The 17,980-nt window shown below is 71.5% G+C and carries 18 protein-coding genes; 9 read left to right on the top strand and 9 right to left on the bottom strand.

Annotated elements, in window-relative coordinates; translation table 11 throughout:
* Nucleotides 1–442 precede the first annotated feature (442 nt).
* Genes ACH5A8_RS19325 through ACH5A8_RS19310 form a run of 4 tightly spaced genes read right to left on the bottom strand, consistent with a single transcriptional unit; the run spans nt 443 to nt 5,901 of the window.
* Nucleotides 443–2,755 (bottom strand): glycoside hydrolase family 3 N-terminal domain-containing protein, encoded by a 2,313-nt coding sequence (locus tag ACH5A8_RS19325; protein WP_399003463.1) that lies wholly within the window; start codon nt 2,753–2,755, stop codon nt 443–445.
* 35 nt (nt 2,756–2,790) lie between these two features.
* Nucleotides 2,791–3,693: a carbohydrate ABC transporter permease gene (locus ACH5A8_RS19320; protein ID WP_399003461.1), complete on the bottom strand. Its 903-nt coding sequence runs from the start codon at nt 3,691–3,693 to the stop codon at nt 2,791–2,793.
* 4 nt (nt 3,694–3,697) lie between these two features.
* Nucleotides 3,698–4,594, bottom strand: a complete 897-nt coding sequence (locus ACH5A8_RS19315; protein WP_399003459.1) for a carbohydrate ABC transporter permease — start codon at nt 4,592–4,594, stop codon at nt 3,698–3,700.
* Nucleotides 4,591–5,901 carry an ABC transporter substrate-binding protein gene (locus ACH5A8_RS19310; protein WP_399003457.1) on the bottom strand — a complete coding sequence of 437 codons (1,311 nt, stop codon included), beginning with the start codon at nt 5,899–5,901 and terminating at the stop codon, nt 4,591–4,593. Before ACH5A8_RS19310 ends, ACH5A8_RS19315 begins: the two co-directional genes overlap by 4 nt.
* Nucleotides 5,902–6,044: 143 nt before the next feature.
* Here ACH5A8_RS19310 and ACH5A8_RS19305 point away from each other — a divergent pair, with 143 nt between their 5' ends.
* Entirely contained in the window at nt 6,045–7,073 is a 1,029-nt protein-coding gene (locus ACH5A8_RS19305) for a LacI family DNA-binding transcriptional regulator (protein WP_399003455.1), read from the top strand.
* Nucleotides 7,074–7,134: 61 nt separating this feature from the next.
* On the opposite strand, the gene ACH5A8_RS19300 is transcribed toward ACH5A8_RS19305, so the two are convergent.
* Entirely contained in the window at nt 7,135–7,563 is a 429-nt protein-coding gene (locus ACH5A8_RS19300; RefSeq protein ID WP_399003453.1) for an MscL family protein, read from the bottom strand.
* A 215-nt stretch (nt 7,564–7,778) separates the two neighbouring features.
* Nucleotides 7,779–8,993 (bottom strand): methyltransferase domain-containing protein, encoded by a 1,215-nt coding sequence (locus ACH5A8_RS19295; RefSeq protein ID WP_399003952.1) that lies wholly within the window; start codon nt 8,991–8,993, stop codon nt 7,779–7,781.
* A gap of 286 nt (nt 8,994–9,279) precedes the next feature.
* Between ACH5A8_RS19295 and ACH5A8_RS19290 the strand changes: the two genes are divergently transcribed.
* From ACH5A8_RS19290 to ACH5A8_RS19260, 7 genes are all read left to right on the top strand, one after another.
* A complete protein-coding gene (locus ACH5A8_RS19290; RefSeq protein WP_399003451.1) occupies nt 9,280–10,206 on the top strand; it encodes a polysaccharide deacetylase family protein in 927 nt (308 codons plus the stop codon).
* Nucleotides 10,203–11,072 carry a polysaccharide deacetylase family protein gene (locus tag ACH5A8_RS19285; RefSeq protein ID WP_399003449.1) on the top strand — a complete coding sequence of 290 codons (870 nt, stop codon included), beginning with the start codon at nt 10,203–10,205 and terminating at the stop codon, nt 11,070–11,072. The genes ACH5A8_RS19290 and ACH5A8_RS19285 overlap by 4 nt, the downstream gene beginning before the upstream one ends.
* Nucleotides 11,073–11,132: 60 nt before the next feature.
* On the top strand, nt 11,133–11,444 hold the full coding sequence (locus tag ACH5A8_RS19280) for a hypothetical protein (protein ID WP_399003447.1): 312 nt from the start codon (nt 11,133–11,135) through the stop codon (nt 11,442–11,444).
* A 398-nt stretch (nt 11,445–11,842) separates the two neighbouring features.
* On the top strand, nt 11,843–12,151 hold the full coding sequence (gene groES, locus ACH5A8_RS19275) for a co-chaperone GroES (RefSeq protein ID WP_086729066.1): 309 nt from the start codon (nt 11,843–11,845) through the stop codon (nt 12,149–12,151).
* A gap of 143 nt (nt 12,152–12,294) precedes the next feature.
* Entirely contained in the window at nt 12,295–13,920 is a 1,626-nt protein-coding gene (gene groL, locus ACH5A8_RS19270; RefSeq protein ID WP_399003445.1) for a chaperonin GroEL, read from the top strand.
* A gap of 221 nt (nt 13,921–14,141) precedes the next feature.
* Nucleotides 14,142–14,420, top strand: coding sequence for a type II toxin-antitoxin system Phd/YefM family antitoxin (locus tag ACH5A8_RS19265; RefSeq protein WP_399003443.1), 279 nt, complete (start codon nt 14,142–14,144; stop codon nt 14,418–14,420).
* Nucleotides 14,417–14,674, top strand: a complete 258-nt coding sequence (locus ACH5A8_RS19260; RefSeq protein ID WP_399003441.1) for a Txe/YoeB family addiction module toxin — start codon at nt 14,417–14,419, stop codon at nt 14,672–14,674. Before ACH5A8_RS19265 ends, ACH5A8_RS19260 begins: the two co-directional genes overlap by 4 nt.
* Here ACH5A8_RS19260 and ACH5A8_RS19255 read toward each other — a convergent pair.
* Together ACH5A8_RS19255 and ACH5A8_RS19250 are read right to left on the bottom strand one after the other, a co-directional pair.
* Entirely contained in the window at nt 14,668–14,844 is a 177-nt protein-coding gene (locus ACH5A8_RS19255) for a hypothetical protein (protein WP_399003439.1), read from the bottom strand. The genes ACH5A8_RS19260 and ACH5A8_RS19255 overlap by 7 nt on opposite strands.
* Before the next feature lie 374 nt (nt 14,845–15,218).
* On the bottom strand, nt 15,219–15,716 hold the full coding sequence (locus ACH5A8_RS19250) for a DUF3293 domain-containing protein (RefSeq protein WP_399003437.1): 498 nt from the start codon (nt 15,714–15,716) through the stop codon (nt 15,219–15,221).
* A 345-nt stretch (nt 15,717–16,061) separates the two neighbouring features.
* Between ACH5A8_RS19250 and ACH5A8_RS19245 the strand changes: the two genes are divergently transcribed.
* Entirely contained in the window at nt 16,062–17,171 is a 1,110-nt protein-coding gene (locus ACH5A8_RS19245) for a hypothetical protein (RefSeq protein ID WP_399003435.1), read from the top strand.
* An 85-nt stretch (nt 17,172–17,256) separates the two neighbouring features.
* Here the strand turns inward: ACH5A8_RS19245 and ACH5A8_RS19240 are convergent, their stop codons facing one another.
* Complete coding sequence (locus ACH5A8_RS19240; protein WP_399003433.1) at nt 17,257–17,964, bottom strand: ester cyclase; 708 nt, start codon at nt 17,962–17,964, stop codon at nt 17,257–17,259.
* Nucleotides 17,965–17,980 lie beyond the last annotated feature (16 nt).

Here is a 17,980-nt window from a genome sequence, read left to right as displayed (position 1 = left end):
GTTCGCGAGCAGTGCGTTGGTGGTCCAAGGAAAGACGTCCCGCTTCCTGCGGGGAGATGCAGGTGCAAGGCCTGCCCGGCGCTCGAACAGACCCCGTCCCCGGTTCTCCGGGGGCGGGGTTCTTCGTTGTCCGCGGCCGGTCCGCTTGCCGGGTTCGGGTGAGGTCGCAGGGGGTGGGGCCGACGAGTGGTGCGTGGGCCGTCCGATGGAGTATGATCATCACACGCAAGCGGGCAACAACGGTTCGCGAGCAGTGCGTTGGTGGTCCAAGGAAAGACGTCCCGCTTCCTGCGGGGAGATGCAGGTGCAAGGCCTGCCCGGCGCTCGAACAGACCCCGCTCCCGGTTCTCCGGGGGCGGGGTTCTTCGTTTCCGGGGTTCTCCCCTCCCGCTTCCCCCGCCGGAACCACGGCGGGGGAAGCGGGACGCGGAGCGGGTGCGGCTCAGTCCGCCGCCGAGACCTCGGCCGGGCAACGCAGCCGCCGGTCCTCGCCCAGTTCCCGCACCGGGCCCGTCAGCGTCAGCCGGGCGGTGTGGCGCACGTCCGCGGCGGAGGCGGCGAGCCGCAGCTCCAGGACGCCCGGCTCGACCACGCGGCGGCCCGAGCGGTCGGTGAACGCCGACAGGTCCGCGTGGAAGCGGAACGTCACCCGGGCCGACTCGCCGGCGGCCAGCTCCACCCGCTGGTAGCCGATCAGGCGGACGTCGGGACGGGTCACCGATGCCACCGGATCGTGCAGGTAGAGCTGGACGACCTCGGCGCCCGCCCGGTCACCGGTGTTGCGGACGGCGAGCGAGAGGTCGTACGAGCCGTCCGTGCCGATCTCGGTGACATCGTTGCCCTGGAACGACTCCCACGCGAACGTCGTGTACGAGCGGCCGTGACCGAACGGGTACAGCGGTGTCGGGTCGAGGCTGCTGACCTCGCCGGCCAGGCCCAGCGGCGGCTGGAGGTAGGTCCACGGCTGGCCTCCGGTGCCGCGCGGCACGCTCACCGGGAGGCGGCCCGAGGGGTTCACCCGGCCCGAGAGCACCCCGGCTACCGCCGGACCGCCCTCCTCGCCGGGGAAGAACGCCTGCACCGTCGCGCCCAGACGGCCGTCCCAGCGGCCGAGCGCGTAGGGGCGGCCGGTCAGGAGCACCAGGACCACCGGGACGCCGGTCTCCACCAGCGCGTCCAGCAGGTCGCCCTGCACGCCAGGCAGCGACAGGTCCGCCACGTCGCAGCCCTCGCCGGAGGTGCCGCGGCCGAACAGGCCCGAGCGGTCGCCGAGCACCGCCACGACCACGTCGGCCTCCGACGCGCGCGCCACCGCCTCCGCGAAGCCCGAGACGTCCGTGTCCGTGACGCCGCAGCCCTCGCTGAACGTCACCTTCGCGTCGGGGAGTTCGGCGCGCAGGGCGTCCAGGACGGTGGGGATCTCGATGCCCATGGGCGTTTCGGGGTGCTGGGTGCCCACGTGGGAGGGGAAGGAGTAGCAGCCCAGCATGGCCAGGGCGTCGTCCGCGCGCGGGCCGACGACCGCGATCCGGGTGTCGGGGGCCAGGGGGAGCACGCCGTCCGGGTCGGCCAGCAGCACCACCGACTCCTCGGCCAGGCGGCGGGCCACGGCCCGGTTCTCCGGCGAGTCCAGGTCGACGTCCCGGGCGGGCGCCTCCGGCTCCCAGCCGGCGTCCAGCAGACCCAGTTCGCACTTCTGCAGCAGCACCCGGCGGGCCGCGCGGTCCACCAGCGCCTCGGGGACCGTCCCGGTGCGGACGGCGGCCACCAGGCCGTCGCCGTAGCACTTCACGGTCGGCAGTTCCACGTCGATGCCGGCGGCCAGGGCCAGGTGCCCGGACTCGGCGGGGCTGCCGGCGACCCGGTGCAGGGTCTGCAGGAAGTCGATGCCGAAGTAGTCGGCGACCACCGTGCCCGTGAAGCCCCAGCGCTCGCGCAGGAGTTCGGTGAGCAGATGCGGGTCGGCGGAGGCCGGCACGCCGTCGATCTCGTTGTACGCCGCCATCACCGAGCGCGCCCCGCCCTCGCGCAGCGCCATCTCGAACGGCACCAGCGTGATGTCCGCGAACTCGCGGGCGCCCGCCCGGACCGGGGCCAGGTTGCGGGCGCCGGCGGAGGAGGCGTAGCCGGCGAAGTGCTTGAGGGTGGCGACGATCCCGGCCGACTCCAGGCCCCGTACGTAGGCGGTGGCGACGGTGGCGACCAGATAGGGGTCCTCGCCGATGGTCTCCTCGACCCGACCCCAGCGCAGGTCGCGGACCACGTCCAGGACGGGGGCCAGGCCCTGGTGCACGCCCACCGAGCGCATGTCCCGGCCGATGCGGGCGGCCATCGCCTCCACCAGCGCCGGGTCGAAGGTCGCCCCCCAGGCCAGCGGGACCGGGTAGGCGGTCGCGCCCCAGGCGGTGAAGCCGGCCAGGCACTCCTCGTGGGCGACGGCCGGGATGCCGAAGCGGCCTGCCCCGGCGATCCGGCGCTGGGCGCGGGCCAGGGCCTGCGCGCCGAGCGCGGGATCAACGGGCGCGGTGCCGAAGGAGCGGGTGAGCTGGCCCAGGCCGCGGGTGATCAGCTCGTCCCAGTCGTAGTCGGTGTTCATGTGCTGCTGGTGTGGGGCGACTCCGTCGCCGTCCGTCGACGCGCCCACCCACACCCCGTACAGCTGGGCGGTCTTCTCCTCCAGGGTCATCCGGGAGAGCAGGTCGTCGACGCGGGCGGCGGCGGGCAGGGCGGGGTCCTGCCAGGGGGCGGTGGTCATGGAACTCCTGTCGGAGACGAAGGCGGAAGGTGGGTTCACTTGCCGCCCACCCCCATCAGGCCACCGACGAGGGCGCGCCGTGCCACCAGGTAGACGACGAAGATCGGGATGCCGGAGAGGACGACCGAGGCGAGCAGGGCCGGGATGTTGACCCCGAACTCGCTGACGTAGTTGAACAGGCCGAGGGTCAGCACCCGCGGCCCGTCGGACTGGGTGAAGATCAGCGGGAAGAGGAAGCCGTTCCAGGCCTGGAGGGCGGAGTAGATGACGACGGTGCTGATGCCGCCCTTGGTCATCGGGATGACCAGCTGGAACAGCATGCGGGTGGTCGAGGCGCCGTCCAGGGCCATCGCCTCGTACATCTCCTCGGAGATGTCCCGGAGCGTGCCGGTGAGGATCAGTACCGACACCGGCATCGCGAAGGCCGCCGTGGGCAGGATGATCGCGAGCAGGCTGTCGTAGAGGTTCAGCTTGGCGATCATCAGGTAGAGCGGGACGACGACCGCCTGCGCGGGGATCGCCACGCCCAGCAGGAACAGCCGGAAGGCCGCGCCCGACCAGAAGGTGCGCGAGCGCACGGCCACGTAGGACAGCGGGACGCACAGCACCAGCACGATGCCCACGACCGCGGCCGCCACGACGACGGTGTTGAGCAGGAGGTGGCCGAAGCCGTTGTGCAGGACGGTGTTGTAGTTGTCGAGGGTGGGGTCGGTGGGCGGCTTGAGGGCGTTGTTGCCCAGCGCCTTGTCCTGACGGGTCAGCGAGGTGGAGATCATCGCGTAGATCGGGATGATCACGACGGCCAGCCACACCGCCGAGCTCAGGCCGGCCACCGGGTTGGGGCGCCGGGTCCAGTGGCGGCGGCGCGCGGAGCCGGTGGTGCGGGGTCGTTCGGGGGTCTTCACGGGACGCGTACGTCGCAGCGTGTCGTGTGACACTGCGTCACATTCCTTCCCTGGTGCTGCGCATGGTGCCGAAGCCGGTCAGCCTGACCAGCACGAGCGACAGCGCGGTGGCGGCCACGACGAGGAAGGACGCGACGGCGCTCGCGTAGCCGAAGTCGTAGCTCTTGAAGCCCGCCTCGTACATCAGGTACGGCAGGATCGCGGTGTCCGTGCCCGGGCCGCCCTGGGTGAGGATCAGCACGGTCTCGAAGTACGTCAGCGAGCCGACGATCATCAGCACGGTGGACGTGGTCGCCGTGTTGCGCAGCTGGGGCAGGGTGATGGAGAAGAACTGGCGGTAGCGGCCGGCGCCGTCCATCGCGGCCGCCTGGTAGAGCACTTCGGGGATCTGCCGGGCGCCGCCCTGGTAGATCAGGGTGTGGAACGGGATGAACTGCCAGCCGCCGACGAAGACGATCGCCAGGAAGGCGCCGGAGGTCGTGCCGAGCGTGTCGCCGCGGACGATGCCGAAGTTCGGGTCGAGCAGGGCGTAGAACAGCAGCGCGATCGCCGTCGAGGAGAGCAGGAACGGCACGAAGAAGATCGCGGACAGCACGGCTCGGTTGCGCTGGCGGCCCGCCGCCCAGACGCCGAGCAGCAGCGACACGACCGTCTGGAAGGCCCAGCTGACGACGGTCAGCAGCACGGTCACCGTCAGCGACTGGGTCAGGCGCGGGTCGTGGATCAGCTTCTGCCAGTTGGCGAGGCCGACCGGCTGTGGATCGCCGAGGCCGTTCCACTTGGTGAAGGACAGGTAGAACGCCAGCGCCATGGGAGCGACGGCGAAGAACGCGAAGAACAGGACGCCGGGCAGGGCCCAGGCGGCGTGCGGACGCCCGGTCCGCGTGCCGCTGCCGGGCCTGCCCTTGGTCCGGGTGGTGACCGACGAACTCACTTCAGCCCCTTGAGCGCGGCCACGAACCTGGTCGGCGTCGACTTGCCCACGAACAGCTTGTTGATCTCGGTCAGCATCGGCGTCTGCCAGCTCGGGTCGACCGCCTGGTCCCAGCTCAGGGTGAACGCCGGGGCCTGCTGCACCATCTGGTACTGGAACTTGGCGAACTCCGGGTTGGGGGAGGAGTCCAGCAGGTTGGCGGCGATGGTGGTGGTCGGGACGTCGCCGTTGGCGATCAGGTCCTTGGTGTACGTCTCGGAGGCGCAGTCGCGCAGGAAGGCGATGGCCGCGTCCTTGTTGGAGACGCGGGCGTTCACGGACCAGTAGTTGTTGGGGTTGCCGACGACGTTGCGTATGTCGCCGGCGCCGCCGTCGAACTTCGGGAAGGCGCACCAGCCCACGTCCTTCTTGGCGAAGTCCGGGAAGATGCCGAGCAGCGTGGAGAACTCCCAGGAGCCCATCAGGTGCATGGCCGCCTTGCCCTTGGCGAAGGCCGCGGACGCGCCGTGGTTGTTGTACGACACCGAGCTGTAGCCCTTGCCGAAGGCGCCGTCGTCGATGAGCTGCTCGACCGTTTGGGCGGCCTTGAGGACGGCCGGGTCGCCCCAGCCGGAGGCGTCGCCGTCCTTGATCCGGGCGAAGACCGCCGGACCGCCGATGCGGTCGACCAGATACTCCAGCCACATCAGCTCGGGCCAGACGTCGGCGCCGCCGAGCGCGAAGGGGGTGATGTTCGCCTTCTTCAGCTTGGCGTTGATGTCGAGCAGCTGGTCCCAGCTGGTGGGCGGCTGCAGCTTGTGCTCGGCGAACAGCGTCTTGTTGTAGAAGAGGACCACCGGCTGCGTGCCGCGCATCGGGACGCCGTAGGTCTTGCCCTTCAGCCCGCCCGAGGCGAGGACGGTGGGCAGGAAGCCGTCCTTGAGGACCGCGTCGGACTGGATGATGTCGGTCAGGTCGATCAGCTGGTCGGCCTCCTGGTACGCCTTGATCGAGCCGCCGCCCCAGTTGAAGAAGACGTCGGGGGCGTTGGGCGAGCCCATCGCCGTGCGCAGCTTGGCCGGGTAGTCGGAGGCGGGGATCTTCTGCAGCTTCACCTCCCCCTTGGCCTTCTTGGCGGCCGCGGAGGAGTTGAACCGCTTGACCTGCTGGGCCTGGATCTTCGCCGCGTCGTCGCCGTACACCATCGCCGTGATGGTGCCGCCGCCCGAACCGCCGGAACCGCTGCCGGATCCGCAGGCGGTGAGCGCGGCCGCCGAGGCGAAGGTGGCGCCGGCGCCGAGGAACCAGCGCCTGCTGTAGGACTCCATGTGACGGCACCTCTCACAGAAGTTCGCTCGGGAGGGACTCTTCGCCCGGACCCGAATGTTTCGGATGCTACTTCGAATGTTCCGGGAACGTAAGACGTGCGAGGGGGTTCGTCAAGGGGTCGCGCAGAGATACGATCGCGACCATGAAACCGACGAAGCCCGCAGGAACGCGCACCGCCACCCTCGCTGAGATCGCCCGCGAGGCCGGGGTGTCAGCTCCGACTGTTTCGAAGGTGCTGAACGGGCGTGCGGACGTCGCTCCCGGGACCCGCAGCCGGGTCGAGGAGCTGCTGCGCGCCCACGGCTACCGGCGCCGCCGCGCCGAGGCGACCCGCTCGCCGCTGATCGACGTCGTCTTCCACGAGCTGGAGAGCGCCTGGGCGATGGAGGTCATCCGCGGTGTGGAGAACGTGGCGCGGGAGGCGGGCCTGAGCGTGGTGCTCTCCGAGAGCGCCGGCCGGCTGATCCCCGGCCGCAGCTGGGCCGACCAGGTCGCCGCCCGCCGTCCGCACGGCGTGGTCCTCGTGCTGTCCGGGCTCGACGAGTCCCAGCGGGCGCTGCTGACCAGCCGATCCATCCCGTTCGTCGTGATGGACCCGGCCGGCGACCCGGGCACCGACGTGCCCTCCATCGGCGCGACCAACTGGCAGGGCGGGCTCGCCGCCACCCGGCACCTGATCGAGCTGGGTCACACCCGGATCGGCGCGATCAGCGGGCCCTCGCGGATGATGTGCAGCCGCGCCCGCGTCGACGGCTACCGGGCGGCGCTGGAGACGGCGGGGCTGCCGGTGGACCCGTCGGTGATCCTGGCGGGCGACTTCCACCACGAGGCCGGCTACCGGCTGGGGCTGAAGCTGCTGCGCCGCGAGGACCGGCCGACCGCCGTCTTCGCGGGCAACGACCTCCAGGCCCTCGGCCTCTACGAGGCGGCGCGCGAGCTGGGGCTGCGCATCCCGGAGGACCTGAGCGTGGTCGGCTTCGACGACCTGCCGGTGGCGCGCTGGGTGGGGCCTCCGCTGACGACCGTACGCCAGCCGCTGACGGAGATGGCGGAGGCGGCGGCGAAGCTGGTGCTGGATCTGGGGCGCGAGGACGAGTCCCCGGTGGCGACCCGGGTGGAGCTGGCGACGAGCCTGGTCGTGCGCAGCAGCACGGCGGCGCCGGCCCGGTGAGGGACGGGGCGGCTTCCGCGTCGACCGGGGCGTCTTCGAAAGTTTCGAAGACGGGACCGGATCAGACCAGGGCGGGCTGTGCGCTGCCGCAGTGACGGCACTTGGCGGCGGCCTCGGGCAGGTCCTTCGAGAGACAGGCCGGGCAGGTCTTGAGGGGGCCGTCCTCCTCGAAGACCGTCACGCCCCTGCGGCTCTGGACGTGCTTGTACGGCACGACGATCAGGAAGTACACGACCGCCATGAACACGATGAAGTAGATCAGCGCGGAGATGAACGCGCCGATGTCCAGATAGGTCGCGGTGTTGCCGGGCCGGCCGAGCTGCCAGCCCAGTCCCGGCGACGCGTTGCCCTGGGCTCGGGCGATGATCGGGTTGATCACGGAGTCGGTGAAGGCCTTGATCAGCGTGCTGAACGCCAGGGCCACGATCAGGCCGACGGCCACGACGATGACATCGCCGCGCATCAGGAAGTTCTTGAAGCCCCGCAGCATGGTTCTCCTCGCCTCCGCTCGACACGGTCAGTCTCGGCGCGTCGGGCGGGGGACGCATGCGGGGCGGGTCCGAGTGGGGGCCTCAGAGCTGCGAACAGAAGTGGGCCCCGGCGGGCGGCGCCCGGCACGCGCGATCGCAAGGCGCCGGACACCGCCCGCTGATCGGAACCCACTTTTGTTCGCAGCTCTCAAGGGCCGGGGCTCCGCGGGCGGCCTCACCCGGCCGGGTGGCCCAGGAGCATCGTCGGGGCGCCGGCGACCCGGGTGAGGAAAACGGTCACGGCGGCCCGGCCGTGCGGCTTCGGCAGCACTTTGCGGCGCAGTTCCTCCGGTTCGACCGCCGAGCCCCGCTTCTTGACCGTCAGCACGCCGATCTCCCGCTCGCGCAGCAGCGCCTTCAGCTTCTTCACGTTGAAGGGGAGCCGGTCGGTGATCTCGTAGGCGGTGGCGTACGGGGTGGGGCGCAGCTCGTCGGCGGTCACGTAGGCGATCGTCTCGTCGAGGAGGCCGCCGTCGAGTTCCTCGGCGACCTCGGCGACCAGGTGGGCGCGGACGACGGCGCCGTCGGGCTCGTACAGGTACCGTCCGAGCGGACGTACCTGGGGGTCCGGGAGGCCGCGCCCGCGCAGGGTGCGGGGGCCGGGCAGCAGCGTCGCCCGGACCAGGCCCGGCTCGGTGCCGAACCACAGCACCGCCTCCTTCACGTCCCCGCCGTCGGAGATCCACTCGGCCTCGGCCTGCGGCGGGAGCGCCTCGTGGGGGATGCCGGGGGCGATCTTCAGGGCGGCGCGCGGCGCGCCGAGGGCGGTGTCGACGGCCCAGGACAGCGGGGGCGAGTAGGCCTCCGGATCGAAGATCCGGCCGCGGCCGCCCCGACGGGCCGGGTCGACGAAGACCGCGTCGTACGGCGACGGGTCCACCTCCGTCACGTCCGCCTCCCGCACCTCGACGAGGTCCGCGAGCCCGAGTTCATCGGCGTTCGCCCGCGCCGCGGCGGCCGTCAGCGGGTCCCGGTCCACGGCGAGGACCCGGATCCCGGCGCGGGCCAGCGCGATCGCGTCGCCACCGATGCCGCAGCACAGGTCGGCGACCGAGGTCACGCCCAGTTCCCGCAGCCGTGCCGCGCGGTACGCGGCCACGCTCGACCGGGTGGACTGCTCGACCCCGTTCGGCGTGAAGAACATCCGCCGCGCGTCCGCCTCCCCGAACTTCGCCGCCGCCCGCTGCCGCAGCCGGGCCTGGCCGAGCGCCGCCGAGACGAGTTCGGCGGGGTGCTCGCGGCGCAGGCGGGTGGCGACGGCGAGTTCGTCGGCGGGGTCGGTGCCGCGCACCTCGTCCAGGAGGGCGCGGCCCTCGGGGGTGAGGAGCGCGGCGAAGGCGTGGAGCGGGGCGGCGGCCTGTGCGTCGTTCACCGGCTCATTGTCCGGCAGCGGGGGAGCGGGCGGCGCCCCGGCCGGAGGGGGAGGCGCCGCCGGGCCCGGCGGGGCGGTCCACGGGCGGGCAGTTCGCGGGCGGCGGGCGGCGGTTCGTGGGTGGTGGGCGGCAGGTGGAAGTCCGCAGGCGGCAGGCAGGCGGCAAGCGGCAGTCCGCAGGTGCGGGCGGCGGTCCGCGGATGGCGGGCGGCAGGCCGGTTCGTTGGGCCGGTCGGTGGAAGGTGCGGCGCGGGCCGCGGTGTCGGCGCGGGATCCGGGCGGTGTCCTGGGAGGATCCGGCGCCATGAGACTAGTAGTACAAACTGATAAAAAGACCATGTATCGACGTGTCGGCGCCCGAGCCGCACTCGCCGTCCTCGCCGTCGCCGCACTCGCCGCGGGCTGCTCGCGGCCGGACACGCCGGTCCGCCCCGCCCAGGGCCAGCAGCTCCTCCAGGCGCCCCCCGCCCGCGCCCTCGACTCCTACGCGACCCGCCTGCACGCCTCCTATACCGCGCGGGTCGCCGCGGCCAAGCGCTGGGGCCTGGCGCGGGTGCCGCTCACACCCCCCGCGCCCCCCGCCGTGAAACCGAGGATCACCGCCCGCCCGGGCTTCGAGGTGGACCACCAGGAGGACTGGAACCTGCCCCCGGTCTTCACCACCGTCCCCACCGAGGACAAGGTCGTCTTCCTCACCATCGACGACGGCGCGGAGAAGGACCCCGAGTTCCTGCGCATGATGAGCGAGCTGAAGATCCCGTACACGGCGTTCCTCAGCGACTACCTGATCAAGGACGACTACGGCTACTTCCGCAAGATGCGCGACGCCGGGGTCACCCTCGACAACCACACCCTGCACCACCCGTACCTGCCGGGCCTGTCCTACGAGGACCAGCGGCACGAGATCTGCGACATGCAGGACATCATGCGGAAGCAGTTCGGCAGGCGCCCGGCCGTCGTGCGCTTCCCCTACGGCAACTACAACCAGGACTCCCTGGTCGCCGCCAAGTCCTGCGGCATCAAGTACGCGCCGATCTGGAACGAGGAGGTCTACGTCGACCACTGGGAGTTCCGCGAGGACGACCAGCGGATGCGCCGGGGCGACATCGTCCTCACCCACTTCCGGGGACGCGACGAGTGGAACGGCACCATGGCCGACGACATGCGCCGGTTCCTGAACCACGTGACGGCCGAGGGGTTCGCGGTGGCCCGGCTGGAGGACTACCTGTGAGACCGCCGCGCCGGCCGGGGACGGGACCGGGGGCGCGGCGCGCCGTCGCGACGCTGCTCGCGGCCGCGCTGCCGCTGCTCCTGGCCGGCTGCGCGCCGTCCGTCGACCCGATCGAGCGGCTGGGCCGCAAGGCGGCGCAGCGGGTGCGGCCCGCGAGCCCGGCCGCCGAACAGCCCTACCGCCGCTGGGGCCTGGACGCCCCGCCGGCCGAGCCGCCGCGCCCGCCGGACCGCCGCCCGGCGTCCGCCACCGCGGCGGCCACCGCAGGAGCGTCCGCGCTCCCTCCGGTGGTGGACCACGCCGACACCGCGGACCGCGTCGTCTTCCTCACCTACGACGACGAGGCCGAGCGGGACCCGCAGTTCGTCGCCATGGTCCGCGAACTGCGGCTGCCGGTCAGCCTGTTCCTCACTGACAGCGTCGTCGGACCGGGGTACGGGCACTTCGCCCGCCTGCTGTCCGTCGGCGCGGACCTGCAGAACCACACCCTCGACCACCCCTCACTGCGCGGCCTGCCCTACGCCGGACAGCGCGCCGAGATCTGCGGACAGCGCGACAAGCTGCACGCCCGCTTCGGCGTCCGCCCCCGCCTGTTCCGGCCGCCCTACGGCGCCTACGACACCACGACCCTGCGCGCCGCCGCCCACTGCCAAGTGTCGGCGGTCGTCCTGTGGCGCGCCGCGCTGACCGCGACCGGCCTGCGCTTCACCCACGGCCCTCACGCGCTGCGCCCCGGCGACATCGTCCTCGTCGCCTCGGACGACGACGACCTGAACGGCCCGGGCCTGCGCGAGCGCACCACCCGGCTGCTGCGCGAGATCGAGGCCGAGGGGCTGACGGTGGGGCGGCTGCGGGACTACCTCTGAGGCGTCGACCAGCCGGTCGGAGGGGGGAGTGGCGGGGAAGCGGTCGCGGTGGTGCGTGTCGTGCCAGGCCCCGAGCGCGGCGCCCGCGACCAGCACGGCGAGCGCCAGTTGCACCGCGCCGGTGAACCGGGACCCGCCGCGCACGAGCAGGACCCCGGTCGTCGCGGCCGCCAGCGCCAGGGCGCCGTACAGCGCCACCGGGACCAGGTCGCCCGGCGGCGGCCCGGCGGGTCCGCCGCCCGGAGCCTCCACCCGGCCCAGCCCCCGCACGGCGAGCACGATGACGACCAGCAGCCCGGCCGTCACGTCCGCCACCAGGACGAGCAGCAGCAGAAGCCCACCGGTGACCGCGACCGAGGCAGGGGAACGTGACCGCATGAACCTACGGTCGTACAAACGCGGACGCCGGGGAAGGGGGCGGGGCGCTCGCATCCACGCGCCGGCGCGGACAGCCCGTCCGGCGCTCGCGCGCGAGGCCGTTCGGGCCGGAGCGGGGATCCGGGGCGGCGGCCCCCGGGGAGAGGCCGCTCCAGGGCACGGCGACTTCGTACGCACGTACGACAAAAGGCGGCCCACATCCCGACGCGCCGCGAGCAATTGGCACTCCGCTTGACCGAGTGCTAACGACGGTCATAGTCTCAGGTCTGGCACTCCCCCCTGGAGAGTGCCAACAAAGCGACGGGCAGGTCCGGCACCCGCGACGACGGATCGACCTGGTCGCCACCTCAGACAGTTAACCCCGTGAGATCTCCGAAGGGGGAGGTCGGATCGTGACGACCGCCAGCTCCAAGGTTGCCATCAAGCCGCTCGAGGACCGCATCGTGGTCCAGCCGCTCGACGCCGAGCAGACCACGGCTTCGGGCCTGGTCATTCCGGACACCGCCAAGGAGAAGCCCCAGGAGGGCGTCGTCCTGGCCGTGGGCCCGGGCCGCTTCGAGGACGGCAACCGTCTTCCGCTCGACGTCCAGGTCGGCGACGTCGTGCTCTACAGCAAGTACGGCGGCACCGAGGTGAAGTACAACAACGAGGAGTACCTCGTTCTCTCGGCCCGCGACGTGCTCGCGATCATCGAGAAGTAAGAGGTTCTCGGGGACATCCCCGGAAACCCTCACCTCAGCATTCTGCTGTGAGCTGCGCCCCTGGCCCCCGCGACCGATAAGAAGCCGGGCGCCCGGGGCGCGGCTTTTTTCACCCTAGATTTCGGAAGAGGGCTCCCGCTGCCATGGCGAAGATCCTGAAGTTCGACGAGGACGCCCGTCGCGCCCTCGAGCGCGGCGTCAACAAGCTTGCCGACACGGTGAAGGTGACGATCGGTCCGAAGGGCCGCAACGTCGTCATCGACAAGAAGTTCGGCGCCCCGACCATCACCAACGACGGCGTCACCATCGCCCGCGAGGTCGAGATCGAGGACCCGTACGAGAACCTCGGCGCCCAGCTGGTGAAGGAGGTGGCGACCAAGACCAACGACATCGCGGGTGACGGCACCACCACCGCCACCGTGCTCGCCCAGGCGCTGGTGCGCGAGGGCCTGAAGAACGTCGCCGCCGGCGCCTCCCCGGCGCTGCTGAAGAAGGGCATCGACGCGGCCGTCGCCGCCGTCTCCGAGGACCTGCTCGCCTCGGCCCGCCCGATCGACGAGAAGTCCGACATCGCCGCCGTGGCCGCGCTGTCCGCCCAGGACCAGCAGGTCGGCGAGCTCATCGCCGAGGCGATGGACAAGGTCGGCAAGGACGGTGTCATCACCGTCGAGGAGTCCAACACCTTCGGTCTGGAGCTGGACTTCACCGAGGGCATGGCCTTCGACAAGGGCTACCTGTCCCCGTACTTCGTCACCGACCAGGAGCGTATGGAGGCCGTCCTCGACGACCCGTACATCCTGATCAACCAGGGCAAGATCTCCTCGATCGCGGACCTGCTCCCGCTGCTCGAGAAGATCATCCAGACCAACGCCTCGAAGCCGCTGCTGATCATCGCCGAGGACGTCGAGGGCGAGGCCCTGTCGACCCTGGTGGTCAACAAGATCCGCGGCACCTTCAACGCCACCGCGGTGAAGGCCCCCGGCTTCGGCGACCGCCGCAAGGCGATGCTCCAGGACATGGCGATCCTCACCGGCGCCACGGTCATCTCCGAGGAGGTCGGCCTCAAGCTCGACCAGGTCGGCCTGGACGTGCTGGGCTCCGCCCGCCGCGTCACGGTCACCAAGGACGACACCACGATCGTCGACGGCGCCGGAAACAAGGCGGACGTCGAGGGCCGCGTCGCCCAGATCAAGGCCGAGATCGAGAACACGGACTCCGACTGGGACCGCGAGAAGCTCCAGGAGCGCCTCGCGAAGCTGGCCGGCGGCGTGTGCGTGATCAAGGTCGGCGCCGCCACCGAGGTGGAGCTGAAGGAGAAGAAGCACCGTCTGGAGGACGCCATCTCCGCGACCCGCGCCGCGGTCGAGGAGGGCATCGTCTCCGGTGGCGGTTCCGCTCTGGTCCACGCCGTGAAGGTCCTCGAGGGCAACCTCGACAAGACCGGCGACGAGGCCACCGGTGTCTCCGTCGTCCGCCGCGCCGCCGTCGAGCCGCTGCGCTGGATCGCCGAGAACGCCGGCCTCGAGGGCTACGTCATCGTCTCCAAGGTGGCCGAGCTGGAGAAGGGCAGCGGCTACAACGCCGCCACCGGCGAGTACGGCGACCTGGTCAAGGCCGGCGTCATCGACCCGGTCAAGGTCACCCGCTCCGCCCTGGAGAACGCGGCCTCCATCGCCTCCCTCCTCCTGACGACCGAGACCCTGGTCGTCGAGAAGAAGGAAGAGGAAGAGCCGGCCGCCGCGGGCCACGGCCACGGCCACGCCCACTGAGGCGACACGCCGAGCCGATCGACGGCTTGAGCGGACCACCGGTGCCCGGCACCCCTTCGGGGGCGCCGGGCACCGGCGTGTCGGGCCCCCTGCTGCCGGGCGCGCTCGCCCGGACGTGCCCGCGCTGCGTCCGCTACTCCGTGCGACTGGTACCGCAGGCCTGTACCGTAAGACCGGTACAGCTTTCCCGTACCAGTTCCGCCGACCGGAGGGAGCGGGCCATGTCCATCACCGCCAGCGAGGCCCGAGCCAGGCTCTTCCCGTTGATCCAGCAGGTCAACGACGACCATGAGCCCGTCGAGATCACGTCCAGGGGCGGCAACGCCATACTGATGTCCGCCGATGACTTCCGCTCCTGGCAGGAGACGGTGTACCTGCTGCGTTCACCGGCCAACGCCGCCCACCTCATGGCGGCCGTCGCGGCGGACAAGGCAGCCGACACTCCGGTGATCACCAAGAGCATGGAAGAGCTTCAGGTCCTGGCGGAGGACGTGGATTGAGGGACGTACGGTTCCGCCCCACCGGGTGGGAGGACCTCCTGTACTGGCAGGACGCCGACAGGAAGCCGTTCCGCAAGCTTGTCCGCCTCATCGGCGAGATCCAGCGCGATCCTTTCGCCGGCATCGGCAAGCCGGAACCCCTGAAGGGTGACCTGTCCGGCTACTGGTCGCGCCGGATCGACGACGAGCACCGGCTCGTCTACCGGGCCACCGACAAAGAAGTCGTGATCATCAAGGCCCGGTACCACTACTGACGTTCACACGCCGCCGACGGGACACCGGTGGGCACGACGGCCCACGCGGTCTTGCCGGGGGCGTCGGGGCGAGCCGCCGTGCCCCACTCCTCGGCGAGTGCCGCGACCAGGACGAGCCCTCGCCCGCCGTCCTCCTCGTCCCTGGCGTCCGGCACCAGGGGCAGCCGCAAGGTGTTCTACCTGCCGGTTCGACAGGGCGGCAGCCGCCCGCTCGTCGATCGCGGCACCGCCCTATGTCTCGCGTGGAGGTGACGCCGCTTCCAGTTCCCCTCCTAGCGGCGCCGGAAGTCGGACAGATGGTGGAGCGAGGTCTTCCCGACCCGTGCCCTCAACATAAGGCGCGGCCCGACGGCGCAGCGGCGACGTCCTGTCCCAGACGTGCCAGCGCGCACCGCACACCGGATCGGCCGCGTACGTCACCTCGCCGGGGAAACCGTCGACCTTGACCTGCTCGGCCGGCGGGTCGGCGAGACGCCTGCCGCAGCCCGGACAGCGCTCCGGCGTACGCATCGGGTACATGCCCATGTCGCTCCTCCCGCCCGCCTCAACGCCCGAGCGGACCCGCGGAGCGGCCCCGCTCGGAGGCCGCCCACCCGCTCACGTCGGCGAGGTCGGCGCCGCAGGCCAGCACGCGCCAGGCGGTGGCACTCCAGGCGAAGACCGCGTCCTGGCCGAAGCGGTGGCCCAGGTCGCGTGCCGCGGCATCGCTCAGGCCGACGACGGCGACGCTCTCCTCGCTGTGCGCGCCGGCCGGGTCACCGCCCACCGCGGGCCACCAGGTGAGACCACGGCGGCGGACCTCGTCGAGCAACCGGGACTGGGCGCGGGCGTTCGCGTCGTCCGAGGCGGCGCGGCCCAGGGGGTTCCACGCGGTGATCACATGGACGGTGGCGCCACCGGCTGCCTCCGGGAAGGAGCCCTCGGCCGTGCCGGAAGGACGGGGTTCGGCGTGGACGGTCCGGTCCGGGAACCGGATGTCGACGACGGCGGTTCGGTAGTGATGCCAGTTGCCGGGCGTGACGGCTGCGTCGACGGCGAACACAAGGGCCTCCTGGGGAACGAAGACCCCCTTACAGACGGTGCAGGGAGATCAGAGCTTCGGGTCTCGACCCCGCCGTGCCCGGCCGGGTCGTCCAGGCCGCAACATTTCATGAGGAGACCTTCAGGGCAAGGGGTTCGTGAAGATCTTGCGGGAGATCGGCACCGGTGTTAGCTTCCGGCACGGTCGTGTGATCCGCCGTCGAGCCCTGGCTCGCCGGACGGCGTCGGACCGGCGCGAGAAGCCGCCGGTGAGCGGCCGGCCCGCGCGAGGTGCGCGGGACAGTACAGATCACCGGGGTGCGGCAGTGCGCTACCGGGGTCCTTCGACTCCGGGAGGCTGCTCGTCATGCCCGTACCATCCGAGACCGAGCCGGTCCGCGAGGGCCTGCCGCTCGTCGATCACGCCGCCGCGCGGGAACTGTTCCGCTCCGCCGAGTGCACCGGCCTCGGCAGACCCGGAAGCGACGAGATCTTCGACGAGTGGCTCGACGGCCTCAGCGACATCGCCTTCTACCGCAACGGTGATCTGCCCGTGCAGGCGCGTCAGGTCGACGCGAGCGGCGGGTGGGTGCCGGAATCGCTCGGCAACAGCCGCGTCGGAGTAGCGCGGCTGCAGGCGGTCTTCCTCAACCCCGCGCAGCCCGCTCCCGCACCGGAGAAGGAGTGGTCGAAGCCGTCCCCGGACACGGGGGCGGACGAGAAGGCCGACGAGACGGACGGGATCAGCGAGGCCGGCGAGACGGACGAGGCCGACGCGGCGGGCGAGTTCGACGCGGCGGGCGAGTCCGACGACGACACGGACACCGGCGGCTGCGACGGCATGCCCGGCCTCTGCTGGGACTGCGAGGGCGACGTGGAACGCTACGCGGAGATCGTCCACAACAGGCGCCCCGAGGGCGACGACGACCCTTACGTCCTCCGGTTCGTGAACACCTACCCGGGAGGGATGGGCGAGGACCCGTCCTACGGCCTGGGCGGCGAACTCCCACCGGACCTCCGGCCGAACTCGATCGACGGCCTCACCGTCCTCACCGAAGCCGCCCAGAGGAAACTGGACACGGAGCGGTGGGACGTGGGAGGGCCTTGGCGTCTGGACGGCTTCTCCTGCGAAGGCGACATCGCCGACCCCGACGGCGCGGACGAGGAAGACGAGGAACCCGACTCCGGCGACGACGAGCCGGACCGGGAATCGGACACGATCCGCTACTACGCCGAGATCGACGACGATGACGACGTCCCCGCCCTCCAGATCACCGGAGCCCGCTGGGGAGAACTGCACATCTTCTACCGCGAGCCCGTGACCGTCCCCGGCGACGAGCCCCTGGACACGGGCACCGTCGACGGACTGCGAACCCTCCTGCGACGAGCCACCGAACAAGTCGGCGAGGCGGGCTACCGGATGGACGGCGGCTGGACCCTCCACTGGTCCCGCTGCTACGTCCTCCTGGCGGACTGATGACGATGAGACGGACAAGCGCACCTGGCGCGCGAAGCCCCCACCCACGAAGACGGGACCGGCCGTTGTCCGGCACTCCGGCCGCCTACCGCTCCAGCTCGTCCAGCGCGCCCAGCTGTTGCAGCAGGCCCAGCTGGTCGTGCTGCCACCAGGTGTCGGTGAGTTTGCCGGCCGCGCCGAAGCGGAACAGGGTCATGCCGGTCATGGTGACCCGGCGGCCGGTCGGGGCGATGCCCAGGAACTCGCCCTTGTGAGTGGCGTTCCAGGTCCAGCGGGCGCAGATCCGGTCGTCCTGGGCGATCAGGTCCTCGACGGTGAAGGCGAAGTCGAAGGCGTCCCGCCACATCCTGAACTCGCGCCGGATCGCGTCCAGCCCGATGGTCGGCTGTGGGTCGACCGGGTCGTGGCTGTGGCAGTCCTCGTCGAACAGGTCGTTCAGCGGCGGCAGTTCGCCCGCCGCGGCGAGGGTGTCGAACAGGCGTCGCACGGCCGCGCCGTAGAGCCGCTCGTCGCGGACGACCTCCAGGTCGGTGAAGGTGGGCATCTCGTCGCAGAGCGCGACCATGCCGCGGAAGATCTCGTCGGTCTCCGGGAGGTTCGAGCTCCGCATCGCCTCCTCGTAGGACGGGAACTCCACCATCTCCACGATGTGCGCGCGGTCCGAGCGGTCCTTGCCGACCAGGGCGTGCGTCGCGGTCCGCCTGCCCCCGGTCTGTTCGACCCAGGTGTCGATCAGCCGGTTCATCTCGTCGAACCGGCTCGTCCTGCACTCGATGAGCTGTACGAAGGTCATGACGCCGCCTCCGGCC

Origin of the sequence: Streptomyces sp. NPDC018610, from assembly GCF_044391765.1 — a bacterium.
GTDB lineage: Bacteria > Actinomycetota > Actinomycetes > Streptomycetales > Streptomycetaceae > Streptomyces.
This window is presented reverse-complemented; position numbering and strand designations above follow the sequence as displayed.